This is a genomic window from Bifidobacterium sp. B4111, from assembly GCF_026537235.1.
GTDB lineage: Bacteria > Actinomycetota > Actinomycetes > Actinomycetales > Bifidobacteriaceae > Bombiscardovia.
This window is the reverse complement of record NZ_JAFNMO010000002.1, coordinates 222,851-235,879: the sequence shown is the minus strand read 5'-3', so window position 1 is coordinate 235,879 and position 13,029 is coordinate 222,851. Positions and strand designations below refer to the sequence as shown.

Below are 13,029 nucleotides of genomic sequence, written 5' to 3'. Positions count from 1 at the left end.
CGGTCAGGGGTGTTGCTGATAGTAGGAATACGGCTTGTCCAAATCCACCAGGGCGTTGGCGATATGGTGTGAATCGGCCTCGGCCTCATACCTGACCTGGGTCTGCGCATTGGGAACAAAGCCATACTGGCTGGTCAGGATGTTCTCATACCCGATGGGGAGCCGGATGGTGGTGTCCTCGAAGGGCACGGTGGTATAGGAATCCCAGCTTGATTTCAGCGTCTTCCAGAAGTTCCTGCTGCGGTACATGCCGTACCGGGGGAAGGTGACATAGGTCGAATCATCGAAATCGTGCGATTGACGCATGGTCGCCAGCCGGGATGCGTACTGCTTGGCGTAATACTTCAGCGGGTGCATCTGGATCCAGGCATAGGCCAGGGCACGACGGATGCGATTGGGGTACAGCCAGGCTATGGTGTCGGGGTAGAGATAGGTCTTGCCGAACTTCCGTACGAGGTCGTAGCAGTAGAGCTTTTCGACCGTCTTGTACCAGGATCGGCGCTGCTCCAGGGCATCCGGGGCGCCGTCGATCGGTTCTATGTCGATGAAGACCCCGGTATAGCACTCGGGGAAGCGCAGGAGGATGTTCGAAACATAGGTTGTGCGCTTGTCGTGGAGCTTGATGAAATGGTAATCGGCGTGGTCGCTCTCCAGTCCATCCATGATTCCCAACCAGGAGGGCAGGATGGCGGGCGCCTCACGCTTGAATCGTTCGTAATCCGGCCGGGGCATGTTGATGTCCAGATCGTCGTCCCAGGGGATGAATCCCTGGTAAAGCAACGCACCGACTGTGGTGCCGCCCGAGGAGTAGTATCGCAGACCCAGGCTGTCGCAGGCCTTGACGAACTCCTTGTATACGTTCAGAGCAAGGTCTTGTATGCGCTTGATCTCTTCAATGTCAGATTCCATGGGGTCCATCGTGCTTCATGTCGACTGCCGCATATTTCAGCAGGGCGTAATCGGTGCCCTTGGCATCCTCGCGGATGGAGAAGGAGCAGGAATTCTCCTCGTTGGTGAAGGCCACCATGTTGGTGTGGTCCTCATCGGCCGGGTCCTTGACGCGGAGTGAGGCCGTTATCTGGTAGTTCCCGTTGTTGAACATATGCAGGGGGAGGCTGAAGTGCATTTTCTGTCGCCCCTGGCCTCCCACGCCCATCTTCATGGTACCTGAATCGTAGGGGATCCCGCCCCGCCTCGCGTCGAGCATGGACAGGGCCATGAAGAAGGGCTCCTGCTTGGTGAATTCGTACTCCACGTCGAACTCGAATGTTTCCTGGCTGGTCAAGACGACCTTGGATTGTGGTACGCACCTGAGCAGGGGGACCGTGTCGTTGAGACCCTTGGGGTGTCCGTTGGTGCCGATCTTCCCCTGCTTGCCGGACTTGCTGTTCAGGCTTTCCAGATTCTCCTGGGTGTAGAGGTTGGCGGCCTCGTCCTTGTCCCCGTTGACGATGATGTGACCGTCACGGATCAGAATCGCCTTGTTGCAGTATTTCTTGACCGACTCCATCGAATGGGTAACCAGGATGACGGTCTTGCTGCGGTCCTTCTTGATTTCATTGAAGAAGTTGTTGCACTTGGTCTGGAAGGCTTCATCGCCGACCGCCAGAACCTCGTCCAGGACCAGGATGTCGCCCTGGGCCTTGATGGCGACCGAAAAGGCCAGCCGGACCTGCATGCCGCTGGAGTAGTTCTTCAACTTTTGGTCCATGAAGTCTTCAAGCTCGGCGAATTCGACGATGTCGTCATACATGGCCTCGACTTCCTTTTCGGAGAAGCCCAGGAGGGCACCATTGAGGAAGACGTTCTCCCGTCCGGTGAGTTCGGGATTGAACCCGACGCCCAACTCGATGAAGGGAACCAGCTTGCCGTGTACCTGGATGCTGCCCGAATTGGGTGTGTAGATGCCGGAGATGAGCTTGAGCAGGGTGGACTTCCCGCTCCCGTTTCTGCCGACGATGCCCAGGAAGTCGCCCTTGTGCACCGTGAAGCTGATGTCCTTGAGGACTTCCTGGTCGCGGTAGCCCTTGATGCCACGGGTCCAGTTGATAACGGCCTGCTTCAGACCGCTGGCCTGCTCGGTCGGAAGTCTGAAGGACTTGCTGACATGATCTACACGAAGGGCGATATCGGAATCTTGATGAGTCATGGTTAGAGAATCTCTGCAAACTTGTAGTTGTACCGACGGAAGAGCGAGAAGCCGATGCCGAAGATGACCACGGTGATCAGAATCGGGATGATCTGGATATACCAGCTGTTGACCATGGTCCAGACGGTGGGCACGTTCTCCGGGGAGATCAGGTTATGACGCACGTCCATGATGGACTGGGCGGCGGGGTTCATCAGCATCAGCTTGGCGATGGTCTTGCCGTGTTCCGGGCTCATCTGCTCGATCATGGTGATGGGGTAGATGATGGGCACCGCATAGAAGAGGGCCTGCAGGACCACCTCCCAGATATGTTGCATATCCCGGAACCATACGTATAGGGTGGCCAGGATCATGGATACGCCAAGCGCCAGCACATAGAGTTCCCCGATGTTCAGGAATACGAAGACGATGCGCCAGGTGAAGTGTGCGTGGGAAAAGAGACCGAAGATGATGACGACGACCATGTTGATGGCCAGGCTGATCAGGGAACCCACGGTTGCCGCCACGACGGTGATGTACTTGGGGAAGTTGATCTTGCGGAGGATGTCTCCCTTGGTGACAACCGACTGCATACCCATGGTGGTCGCCTCCGAGAAGAAGTTCCAGAGGCTGATGCCGCACAGCAGGACGATGGGGTAGGTGGAGGTTCCGTCACTGAACTTCAGGAAGCGTACAAAAACCACGTACATGACGGCAAAAAGCATGAGCGGCTTCAGGACCGACCATGCGACGCCCAGCCAGGACCCCTCGTATCGCAGCTTGAAGTCCGTCTTTACCAGTTCTTTGAGCAGGATCCAGGAATACCGGTACCTGCTCACCAGTCGTTCTTTTATTTGCTCCACAAAGAGACCAGTGTATCAGCGGTGCAGGTCCTGTGGACGGTACGAGAACCCTTGCACAAGACCCCCATCGAAGCCCGTTCCGGTTTAAGGTCTTTGGTAGATTGGAAACCCATTGTGCTTGTTGGAAGAGGAATTCAATTCGAAAGGCGGTCGGAAACGGCCCGCCGTGAGTTGTAGTAGGAGCATTTGATGACCGAAAACCGAACGGGGAAGTGGTTTGACAGGTTTTTCCTCGTGGCGGGGCTGGTTGTTTCGTCCCTGGTGGCCGCCCTGTATCTGGAGATGTTTCATGAGGTGGTCAGGACGGAACGCACTTCGGTGGGGACAGGTCTTTTCTATAACCAATTCACCCCCCACTTTTTGATCCGGCTGTGTATCCTCTTCCTGCTGTGCCTGCTGGTGCTCTCCCTGCTCCTCTTCCCCGGCAGGCGTCTGCTGAGGCTGGCCCATAAGTACAGGTGGCCCTTGGCCCTTGTGCTGATTGCCGTCCTCACGGTATGTGAAATAAGCGGTTCCTCAGTGGCGTATATTGCCAACTATGTGGGTGGCGAGACTTTCCGTGGTACTCTCCTCGGCATCCCCCGATCCATCCGGAGTGATGAGTGGAATGTGTTCACCCCCTTCGCCTTTTCTCAGGCCCACAGCGGTTATGCCGCCATCTCCCCCCTCCCAAGGGCGATGCCTACGGATGTGACCATGGTGTACGCCCAGCCGGCATGGGCCTTGGCCACCATTTTCCGCCCTTTCCTCTGGGGGTTCATGCTGCTGGGCAGCGAAATGGGGCTGGCCTTCTTCTGGAGCGCCCGTCTGGTGCTGCTTCTCCTGGTCTCCTATGAATTCGGCCGGTGGTTCACCCATGATGACCGCTGGCTCTCGGCCGCTTACGGACTGCTCATGGGCTTTGCCCCCATCGTTCAGTGGTGGTTTGCCGTCAATGGCATGGCCGAACTCTTCATCTTCGGACAGGGTGCCGTTCTCCTCTTCGCCAGGTACCTCGTGACGGCCTCCACCCGAATGCGGTGGTTGGTGGCATTCATGGTCGCATACTGCCTGGGGGGATTCATCATGGTTCTCTACCCGGCTTCGCAGATTCCGCTTATCTATGCATTCGCAGCCATCTGTCTGTGGGTGCTCATCCATTACTGTCTTGGACAGCGCGCTGCCAAGGTCGCCGGGAATGCCGACAGCAGGTCCTTCATCACTCAGGCGGCACCCCTGGTCACCGCCTTCATCGTGGTTGTTGCCTGTGTGCTTGGGGCCCTTTACCAGGCACGCGATGCCATCCGTACAGAGAGCTCCACGGTCTATCCGGGTAACCGGCTGAGCACAGGGGGAGGCATCCTTTCCGCGCTCATGGGATACGGCGCCAGCATATTCTCCCCACTGGAGGCTCAGAATGTGCAGCCGAACGCCCCGGAGCAGGCCCTCTTCTTCAGTCTTTTCCCGGTTGGGTTGCTCCTGGGCATATATGCGGTCTGGAAGACCAAGGACGGCTTGCTGACCGCTCTTCTGGCGGCGGATGTCTTCATCTACATCTATGGAATATGGGGTCTGCCTGACTGGCTCTGCCGACTGACCCTGATGAGCAGGGCGATCACGGGCAGGATGAAGCTGGCCGTCGGCATGATTGAACTGATTCTCATCTTCCGGTCGGTCACGGATTTGAGATTGGCCAGAGTCCGACGCCAAAACGAAACCGCCGCCTCAGAAGCGGGGGAGGTCGCCGTTGCTGGACAAGGGTCGCCGAAGAGAAGGCCGCTACTCAGCCGTCCGGCTGCTGCCATGGTCGTCTGCCTGGTCGCGGCCCTCCTGATCGGGGTCGGCGCCAGATTCTCGTCCACTTTCCCTCTCAGGATGCTCTATCTGGTCATGCTCGTCCTGGTCGTCTTCTTCATGCTGGCCGGTCTCTGGGGGGTGGTGTTCGGCCGCGCCTATGCCAGGCAGGTGCTGATCTCCTCCCTTGTGGTCGTTGTTCTGGCAGGAGGGTGTGTGAACCCTGTCCAGCAAGGTGCCCAGACCCTGGTCAGCAGTCCGGTCATATCGATGGTGCAGAGTAAGACCATGCATCAGGGTTCCGCGGACGGTGAGGGAGTGGCCGTCCTGGCGGATGATACCGTGATAGGCCAGGCCCTTATCGCCAATGGCATCCCGACCGTCAACTCCCTCAATGCCCTGCCCGCCCTGGATCGCTGGCACAGGATCGATCCCAACGCCAGACAGGAACGTATCTACAATAGGTACGCCTACATCGATGCGGAGGTGACAGGGAAGAAGACGTCCACCTTCTGGTACATCGGTGCGGACCACTTCGGTGTCCGTCTGGCGGTCGACGACCTCCCCAAGGTTGGCGTCACCCATATCCTGACCAAGAAGAAACTGGATACCTTGAGTTCGTCCAAGGTTCATTTGGAGAAGATAGGCAAAACTGATGAGTGGAGCCTCTACAAGGTTGAACAAGTCAATGGGGCGGACTGAGCTGAAGATGGCCGCTGAACGTGAAACGGACGCCTTGACCATGTCGGTGTTGGCGGGGATGGTGACCTACGACCCGGATTTATCCGATTTGAAGACCGCCATTCCATCCATCCTGGATCAGTGTGGCCACCTGGTGATCGTGGACAATGGGTCAAGGCAGATTGAAGCGATGGAATCCTTGCTTTCGCGATATCCCAACCTTGTCCTGATCAAGAACGGGAGGAACCTGGGCGTAGCCGCTGCCTTGAATCAGATCTTCTCCTGGGCCCAGAACCGGGGTTTCCAGTGGGTGCTGACCCTGGATGACGATTCCTGCCCGCCCCCAACGATGCTGCAGGAATACTGCAGGCATCTCGCTCAGGCCAAGGGGGAACGGGTAGGTATCGTGTGTCCTCTTCTGGAAAATCGCCGGGATGGGACGATCTTTCACAGTAAACGTTCAGAGGATGAGTGCATCACTTCGGGTAGTCTGACCAGTGTTGAGGCGTGGAAGTCATTGGGGGGCTTTGACGAGTGGCTGTTTATTGACGGGGTCGATTTCGATTTCTCCAGGCGCCTGGTCGCCGCAGGGTATTCGATTGAGGAATGCTCCTCCGTGATCATGCCCCACCAGATTGGCCAGAGCCGCACCATCCATATATTGGGGAGGAATCCGATCATTTGGAACCATTCGGCCTTCCGTCAATATTACATTCAGCGCAATGCCATATATGTCGATTACAAGATGGGAACATACTCTTTCTTATCCTCCCTGTGGAGGTTCATCAAGGATCTGGTTTTCGTTTTGGTTTGGGAGGATGACAAGTGGACGAAGATGCTGGCCATGGTTCATGGTTGGAGGGCAGGGATGGCCAGTATTCGTGGGATGAGTAGAAGCTGAGAGATCAGCCCCCCCCCCCCTAGACCATGTTTTTGATAAGCTTGTCATAGATGACTTTTTCCAAGGTTCTGATGTCGTTCAGAGTCCGGCAGTAAAGGTGTTGGGTCAGGCTCAGCTCCTGCAGGACCTTTATAGCCCTATTCTCATCTTCGGCTAGTCTTTTCTTCGCTTCAGGGTCAGGGTAGATTTCTGAAGTCGTCCGTTCATATCGTAAGTTTCCAATCAGTGTATAGTAACTGCGCGCTGGTGTTACCCCCCTTTTATGACAGATGGCCATGTTGTCTAGGGCAGCCTGGACATGATCGTGATAAAAACCTGGCTTCTGTTGCCGATGTGTGACAGAGTCAGAGCGTTGTAGCCAGTTGTAGAGGTTCACGTTTATGTCGGCAACCCTGCTCATACGGGAATAGAGGCGGCCAGCTACAGCCGTATCCTGAGCGTACTTACCTTCGGGGAAGCGGATGTTTGTCCAAAGCCGAGCGCGGTACAGCCGACACCAGTTGGCCTCGTTGAGATATCGTGCCTCACCATATCTACCGGCCAGGTCCTCCAGCATTCGTATACTTTTGCAGAAAATATTCTGATAGGCGGCCAGAGGATTACTAAAAACCGTTACAGAACGTGGATTGTTGGCTCCTAATCCTGCCTCCCGTTTGACTTGATCCATGAGGGAGGGGCCGAACTGTCGCCAGCGTGCCTTACTCATATCGGCGCCTGTTCTCACCAGAGCCTGCATGAGTAGTTCCACGTTGCGGCTGTCGAGAATGTCGTCATTGTCAGCAAAGGCTATATATTCACCCTGGGCCGCATCCAAACCTGTGTTTTGTGCACAGGCTATTCCACCATTGGTCTGATGTACTACCTTGACCCGTGCATCTCTTTTGGCATACTCATCACAAATTGTCGAAGAGGAGTCCGTTGATCCGTCGTCTACCAGAATTACTTCAATCTTCTGATAGGACTGAGCTAGCACTGAGTTTATACATGCAGGTAAATATTTTTCGGCATTATAAATAGGGATAATCACTGAGACCAATTCCATAGATTCATGAATCATGGGAACTATTCTAGAGAACATCTATGATGAGGGCATTAAATTGGCTTTGGGAGACTAAAAATGTAACTATTCTGGTCACTTGCAGATTGCGGCCTTATTACATACCCATTAGTCATAGAAAGTCTGTAGTTATTGAGGACGGGTGGGCAACAAGGATGTATGAATTCTAGTTCTTTGCCGTTCTCAAATGGGAGAATAGTATCTAAAGAAAATCTCTGTCAATATTTGCTGTTAGTTATCTAGGAAGTAGTTTTGCTGAGCATGCTGACATTTTGAAGTCTGAAGTGTAACGCGAGATTGATAGGAGACTGATTCGGTACTCGGCTGTTGCGTTCGTATCTTGGTAGCATTCTCGCAAGTAAAATGGACCCCTGATTATGAATGTAGTTATCCATGGTGTCTTAAACGAGAGGAAAAGTTTTTTGAATTGGAGAGTCTTAGCCCTTGTTGCTCGATAATAGTATTTATATTGTATTATCTTCAACTTGTTGTGCATGAAGGTGTACTTCTTTTCTCAGATTGCCTTAGAACAAGGCTAACAAAATGAGAATTTGATAATTGACGTTGTCCCTGATCTTACAAATTTGCTAAATCAGTTGTAGTTTCACAGGTTGACACAGTTGAGTAACAATCAACTTTTTCTTGCTCTCGTTTTCATTCTCCTGTCAGAAATACTAAGCAGTTCTAGTTATATCCTGATTCACCCTGCTTTGTTATTAGTCAAAATAAGGAACAATGTGGCTTTATCCTATTCCCATTCTTTGCCCGCGATTATCCCGTCTCTCTTCTGCGGAATCCTAATTTGATTTATTGAGCAGCTTTAACGGGTTAATTCCATATTTACAAAAAACTGTTAATAATTCCATTACAGATATAATTGCCGTCCCTATAAGATAAAGGTCGAAAGAGGTAGAATAACCTTGATTTATATAGTTTGGAATATGTGCAATCGAAATAGACATGTCATGAAGAGCTTATGAGATTTGAGTATTATTAATTTGTGGTTTACTAGTCGCTTGGTGAGTTTGTAGATTTCTCGATACTCGGATGTGATTTAATTCTTGAGTGAGTTTGAGCAGCTGATTAAGGTGTTTTAGTGTACAGCCTAGATTCGACGATATAGAAGGAAACATCTAATGGATACGCCTAAGGCTGCAACTGCGGAAGAGGTTGCAATTAGTCCTAGAGATTCAAATAAATACATGAAGCGCCTATGTTCTGTCGGGGATCAGTTCCTCCATTGGTTAGGTAGCGAAGCCTTGTTTTATTTAGCAATTACTATCCCCTCAGGTTTGTTGATTATTTTTTTCGATAAGCAACCATCTTGGCCCGACCAAGCTGACCATTGGAACCGGATCCTTCAGATAGGACAGGGGCATTTACTTGCGCAGGCAAATCCTGATGGCAGTGGTAGCTACGGTGGTTTTGACCCGGATGGTGTTTTTCGTGTTTTTAATAACACCGCAATTAATTCTCCAGTTGTCTATTTCCCTGGAATCTTAGGTTGTGGACATAAACGACTGGCAGCAGTGTTTACCCTGCTGATTTGTGCGCTCCTTATTGCTACTGCAATCCGATTAGCTGGCATATACAAATTTGCTTTTTTGGGTATAGGGCTTCTACCTATTGTCTTTACCTCCATTTGCTGGCCAACGGCAGATGCATTTACAAATGCCTTCAGTCTGCTTTTTGTGGCCTATGTAGTTCATCTATTACAGATTGAAAATCACATCAGTCGACGATCCATGTTCTTGCTCTGTTTCATGTCAGTGATACTTGGATTGATAAAAATTACCTGTGCCATCTTCTTCCTCCTGGTTTGGATACTACCTGTTTCGAAGAGGTCGACAAATCAGTCGAAATCGTTGTGGCTTACGTCAGTCTGCGCCAGTTTATGCACTGTTTTGTCTTTCCTGCTATGGTCGCTGCTGACAGCAAAAATACCGCCCAGTGCGATTGTCGATTTGGAAAGTTTCAGTGTAGCAAAGGATAGGATTCTAGAACATCCACTGCTGATGATCCGCAGTCTGTTGGTTTCCCTAATCCAGCCAATCAATACCACAGGTGATCCAAACGATATTGAGCGTAATATACAACTATTCACAGGTATTGGCCCTGCTACTTTGATGCCAGCTACAATTATGGTTCCGGCGCTTATTGCATGTTGTTTACTGATAATCAAAGGGTGTGCAGGAATAAGACAGTACGGCGCTGAAAGCATAATTATATCAGCGCTTGTGGCTCTTCTCTTTTTTGCGTTGACTGGAGCGGGGTTAGAATCATCATGGGGGTCTTCTTCGTTAGGTTCTTATATCGGCGGATTACAGAGCAGATACTACATTCCTGTCTATGCAGTATTAATGTTACTCATACCTAATCTTCGTCTTAGTTTTGGCAACAAGAAGAGTGCTAATTTGGTTATTAGAGGTTTTATTATCTTCTCTTATCTCGGAATACTATTATCCCATTGTCTGACCTTCCCTGTGCCGACGGGGATATAAGTTAAAGTAGCTTCTTCTGCCTCTGTACAGATGATCTTGGTCATCCCCACGATGTAATGTGCATAATTGTGAATTGATAGTTGTTCATATTCTTAGCGAATACTGCGACTTCAATGTTGGTGCTACACCCTCCTGTCACGGAAAGTCCGTGACCGTTAGGTCCAAAGGAGGTGGGTGATGTCTGCGCACAAGTATGAAATGATGTTCATTGCTGATCCGAGCCTGGATGAGCGATCCCTGAAGAAGCTGACTGATCAGTATCTCGAGGTGGTCACCAAGGAAGGCGGGTCCGTCGACAATATCGACATTTGGGGCCGTCGCAAGCTGGCCTACGAGATCGACAAGAACACCGAGGGCAACTACGTGGTCGTCGAGTACAGCTGCGAGCCGGCTGTCAGCTCCGAGCTCGACCGTGTCCTCAACCTGAACGAATCCATCATTCGCACGAAGATCCTTCGTAAGGAGGCCAAATAAAGACGGCTATCAGGCGTTGACGAGCCCTTCGGGGCACACGTCCATCGTGGGCCCGGGAACCGCGCGATGGCAAACCATCCAGGGTCTCCGGCAAGAGGAAAGGTCGTGACATGGCGGGAGATACGTATATCACCGTAGTGGGTAATCTCACTGCGGATCCGGAGGTGCGTACGACCTCCAACGGAGGCACGGTGGCCAACCTGACCATCGCGTCCACGCCCAGGCAGTTCAACAGGAACTCGGGGCAGTGGGAGGACGGCGACTCGCTCTTCATGCGTTGCTCGGCCTGGGATTCCACCTACAGTCCCATGGCCTCGAACATCCAGGCCAGTCTGGCCAAGGGCATGAGGGTGATCGCTCAGGGTCGTCTGGTGCAGCGCTCCTATCAGGATCGTGAGGGCAATAACCGCACGGTCGTGGAGCTGCGTCTGGACGAGATTGGACCCGCACTGACACGGAACACCGCCCAGGTCACTAGGAACTCCAACACTGGTGGCGGTGGATCCCGTGGTTTCGCAGGATCCGCCAATGGCGGCTACCAGGGTGGGGCTTCCTACCAGGGTGGCGCCGGCGCGGCATCGGCTCCTATGGGTCGTCAGCAGCCAGCGCAGAACCAGCAGGCCCCTGCTCAGGATCCCTGGTCATCGACCGGGTCCAGCGATTCCTTCGGATCCTTCGGGTCCACCGGCGAGTTCGGTGGTTCCGGGGACGAACCCGAATTCTGAAGTTTCATAGCGTCATCATTCATTTAAGGAGAACATATGTCACGCAAGAGGCCGCAACCGCCGGTCAAGCCCTTCAAGAAGAAGCCGAATCCTCTGAGGGCTGCCAAGATTCATACCATTGATTACAAGGATGTGGCTCTGCTGCGCAAGTTCATCTCTGACCGCGGCAAGATCCGTTCCCGCCGTATCACCGGCGTCACCGTCCAGGAGCAGCGCGAGATTTCCAAGGCCATCAAGAACGCCCGCGAGATGGCCCTGCTGCCCTACGCCACCAACGGTCGCTGAGGGAGGTCCGGATTATGGCAAAGGAAACCAAGGTTATTCTGACCGATACCGTAACCGATCTGGGTCACAAAGGTGACGTTGTCGGGGTCAAGCCCGGTTATGCGCGCAACTTCCTTATCCCCCAGGGACTGGCTTTCGCCTGGTCCAAGGGCGCTGCTGCGCAGATCGAGTCCCTGCAGCGGGCCCGTCGAGCCAAGTCCATGGCCACCCGTGAGGATGCCGTGGCTGCCAAGGCTGCCATCGATGGGCAGACCGTCGAGATCACAGCCAAGGTGTCCGATTCGGGCAAGCTCTTCGGCGGCATCTCCAGCGATGCCATCGCCCAGGCTCTTCGCCCCTTGGCTGACGTCGATCCCCGCGCTATCTCCGTGGAGACCATCAAGACCACTGGCGAATTCCCGGCAACTGTGGCCCTGCATCCCGAGATCTCGGCTGCTTTTACGGTCAAGGTTGTCGCAGAGTAGCAAATCCTGGGGTCAACGGCCATCTTCAATCCGTTGACCCCGATCATCCCTTAACGATCCTTCGGAATAGGGATCCGGGCTTAAGCAGGAGGCCTTCCCGCAGCAGGTATATGCGCGGGAAGGCCTCCTTATGCCTTGCAGGGGATTGCCTGCTCTAGAAGTTGCCGCCGTTCCAACCCCAGTCGGTAGTGGCCGTGTAGCGAATGTAGGTGCGGTCCTTGGGGATGGACAGCTCTGATTCCAGTGTGTCCATGATGGTCTTGGTCAGGCTTTCCCAGGCGGACTTGGGGACAGCGCTGCCGAAGACGTTGACCTCGACATAGGCTGCGGGCTTGCTGTCATCACCACCGAAGTAGATGGGCATGTCCGACTCGAAGGGGCACATGAGCCAGCCCTCAGACTTACCGGGGACAGCGGTGATGGCCTTGCCGTAGGCGGTCTTGATCCGATTGCGCTGTTCGGCAGTAAGGGGTGTGCTTACGTGAGTGTGGATGACGGGCATGGCGCTTCCTTTCCGGTCCGTCCGGCCATGACCCAATCAAGACGATTCGGCCCGCCTGGCGGATAGCTGACTATACTTTCTTCTCCATAGTAGCCTCGACCAGATTGATGAGCTCAGCGCCAGCCGAAGGGCCGGTGACGCAGGGACCAGGCGCCCAAACGGTGAGCCACTGAACGTGGGTTGACCGGCTTGCCAGACGCGGGCGCGTCCAGCAGCCACTTGCGGATCAGGAAGTTCCAGATGGACACCACCACGGTGGCTGTGATCTTCGCGATGTTTGAATAGAGCAGGTAGCGGGCGTGCATGGTGGTGATGGCATCCGGGGGCAGCATGGCAGTGCCTGTCCACAGGATTACTTCGTTGATCCCCAGGCCGATGACCGAGGAGACCAGGAAGACCGTCATTTCCATCCACCGGGCCATGTCTTCCCGATGCTTGAAGACGTAGCGCATGCTGGCCAGGTAGTTGAAGACCAGTGAGATCAGGAAGGAGATGGCTCCGGCCAGGACATTGTTCAGGTGCGGCCCCATGATCAGCAGATTCATGATGCCGATGTCGATCAGGAAGGCGATGATGCCCACGATGCCGAACTTGAGCAGCTGTCCGATTAATCTACGCACGGTAGTCTATTCAATCATTCCTCCTCGCTGGTGGTGTACCAGGAGCCGCTTGTGC

At 53.5% G+C, this 13,029-nt stretch carries 13 protein-coding genes; 7 read left to right on the top strand and 6 right to left on the bottom strand.

Annotated elements, in window-relative coordinates; all coding sequences use genetic code 11:
- Positions 1-3: 3 nt before the first annotated feature.
- From J3T93_RS04910 to J3T93_RS04900, 3 genes are read right to left on the bottom strand one after another with little or no spacing between them, the layout of a single operon-like run.
- Positions 4-909 (bottom strand): LicD family protein, encoded by a 906-nt coding sequence (locus tag J3T93_RS04910; RefSeq protein WP_267430758.1) that lies wholly within the window; start codon positions 907-909, stop codon positions 4-6.
- Positions 899-2,149 (bottom strand): ABC transporter ATP-binding protein, encoded by a 1,251-nt coding sequence (locus J3T93_RS04905; RefSeq protein WP_267430757.1) that lies wholly within the window; start codon positions 2,147-2,149, stop codon positions 899-901. The genes J3T93_RS04910 and J3T93_RS04905 overlap by 11 nt, the downstream gene beginning before the upstream one ends.
- 2 nt (positions 2,150-2,151) lie before the next feature.
- Positions 2,152-2,991: an ABC transporter permease gene (locus J3T93_RS04900; RefSeq protein WP_267430756.1), complete on the bottom strand. Its 840-nt coding sequence runs from the start codon at positions 2,989-2,991 to the stop codon at positions 2,152-2,154.
- Positions 2,992-3,180: 189 nt separating this feature from the next.
- On the opposite strand from J3T93_RS04900, the gene J3T93_RS04895 reads away from it, so the two are divergent.
- A complete protein-coding gene (locus tag J3T93_RS04895) occupies positions 3,181-5,466 on the top strand; it encodes a DUF7657 domain-containing protein (RefSeq protein WP_267430755.1) in 2,286 nt (761 codons plus the stop codon).
- Positions 5,453-6,346: a glycosyltransferase family 2 protein gene (locus J3T93_RS04890; protein WP_267430754.1), complete on the top strand. Its 894-nt coding sequence runs from the start codon at positions 5,453-5,455 to the stop codon at positions 6,344-6,346. The genes J3T93_RS04895 and J3T93_RS04890 overlap by 14 nt, the downstream gene beginning before the upstream one ends.
- Positions 6,347-6,365: 19 nt before the next feature.
- Here J3T93_RS04890 and J3T93_RS04885 read toward each other — a convergent pair whose 3' ends face one another.
- Entirely contained in the window at positions 6,366-7,403 is a 1,038-nt protein-coding gene (locus J3T93_RS04885; RefSeq protein ID WP_267430753.1) for a glycosyltransferase family 2 protein, read from the bottom strand.
- Between the two features lie 1,136 nt (positions 7,404-8,539).
- On the opposite strand from J3T93_RS04885, the gene J3T93_RS04880 reads away from it, so the two are divergent.
- The 5 genes from J3T93_RS04880 to rplI all read left to right on the top strand — a co-directional run bounded on the left by J3T93_RS04880 (position 8,540) and on the right by rplI (position 11,852).
- Positions 8,540-9,904 carry a DUF2142 domain-containing protein gene (locus J3T93_RS04880; RefSeq protein ID WP_267430752.1) on the top strand — a complete coding sequence of 455 codons (1,365 nt, stop codon included), beginning with the start codon at positions 8,540-8,542 and terminating at the stop codon, positions 9,902-9,904.
- A 177-nt stretch (positions 9,905-10,081) separates the two neighbouring features.
- The gene (gene rpsF, locus J3T93_RS04875; protein WP_267430751.1) at positions 10,082-10,378 is read left to right on the top strand and encodes a 30S ribosomal protein S6; all 297 of its coding nucleotides are present in this window, start codon (positions 10,082-10,084) and stop codon (positions 10,376-10,378) included.
- Positions 10,379-10,488: 110 nt separating this feature from the next.
- A complete protein-coding gene (locus J3T93_RS04870) occupies positions 10,489-11,103 on the top strand; it encodes a single-stranded DNA-binding protein (RefSeq protein ID WP_267430750.1) in 615 nt (204 codons plus the stop codon).
- A 36-nt stretch (positions 11,104-11,139) separates the two neighbouring features.
- The gene (gene rpsR, locus J3T93_RS04865) at positions 11,140-11,388 is read left to right on the top strand and encodes a 30S ribosomal protein S18 (protein WP_015021310.1); all 249 of its coding nucleotides are present in this window, start codon (positions 11,140-11,142) and stop codon (positions 11,386-11,388) included.
- Between the two features lie 14 nt (positions 11,389-11,402).
- Entirely contained in the window at positions 11,403-11,852 is a 450-nt protein-coding gene (gene rplI / locus J3T93_RS04860; protein ID WP_267430749.1) for a 50S ribosomal protein L9, read from the top strand.
- Positions 11,853-12,006: 154 nt separating this feature from the next.
- Here the strand turns inward: rplI and J3T93_RS04855 are convergent, their stop codons facing one another.
- Positions 12,007-12,354, bottom strand: coding sequence for a phenylpyruvate tautomerase MIF-related protein (locus J3T93_RS04855; RefSeq protein WP_267430748.1), 348 nt, complete (start codon positions 12,352-12,354; stop codon positions 12,007-12,009).
- Positions 12,355-12,467: 113 nt separating this feature from the next.
- Positions 12,468-12,974 carry a GtrA family protein gene (locus tag J3T93_RS04850; RefSeq protein WP_267430747.1) on the bottom strand — a complete coding sequence of 169 codons (507 nt, stop codon included), beginning with the start codon at positions 12,972-12,974 and terminating at the stop codon, positions 12,468-12,470.
- Positions 12,975-13,029 lie beyond the last annotated feature (55 nt).

Coding starts and splice junctions, on each gene's coding strand:
- J3T93_RS04910 (WP_267430758.1), bottom strand. CDS start 909: ATGGAATCTGACATTGAAGAGATCAAGCGCATACAAGACCTTGCTCTG.
- J3T93_RS04905 (WP_267430757.1), bottom strand. CDS start 2,149: ATGACTCATCAAGATTCCGATATCGCCCTTCGTGTAGATCATGTCAGC.
- J3T93_RS04895 (WP_267430755.1), top strand. CDS start 3,181: ATGACCGAAAACCGAACGGGGAAGTGGTTTGACAGGTTTTTCCTCGTG.
- J3T93_RS04890 (WP_267430754.1), top strand. CDS start 5,453: ATGGGGCGGACTGAGCTGAAGATGGCCGCTGAACGTGAAACGGACGCC.
- J3T93_RS04885 (WP_267430753.1), bottom strand. CDS start 7,403: ATGATTCATGAATCTATGGAATTGGTCTCAGTGATTATCCCTATTTAT.
- J3T93_RS04880 (WP_267430752.1), top strand. CDS start 8,540: ATGGATACGCCTAAGGCTGCAACTGCGGAAGAGGTTGCAATTAGTCCT.
- rpsF (WP_267430751.1), top strand. CDS start 10,082: ATGTCTGCGCACAAGTATGAAATGATGTTCATTGCTGATCCGAGCCTG.
- J3T93_RS04870 (WP_267430750.1), top strand. CDS start 10,489: ATGGCGGGAGATACGTATATCACCGTAGTGGGTAATCTCACTGCGGAT.
- rpsR (WP_015021310.1), top strand. CDS start 11,140: ATGTCACGCAAGAGGCCGCAACCGCCGGTCAAGCCCTTCAAGAAGAAG.
- rplI (WP_267430749.1), top strand. CDS start 11,403: ATGGCAAAGGAAACCAAGGTTATTCTGACCGATACCGTAACCGATCTG.
- J3T93_RS04855 (WP_267430748.1), bottom strand. CDS start 12,354: ATGCCCGTCATCCACACTCACGTAAGCACACCCCTTACTGCCGAACAG.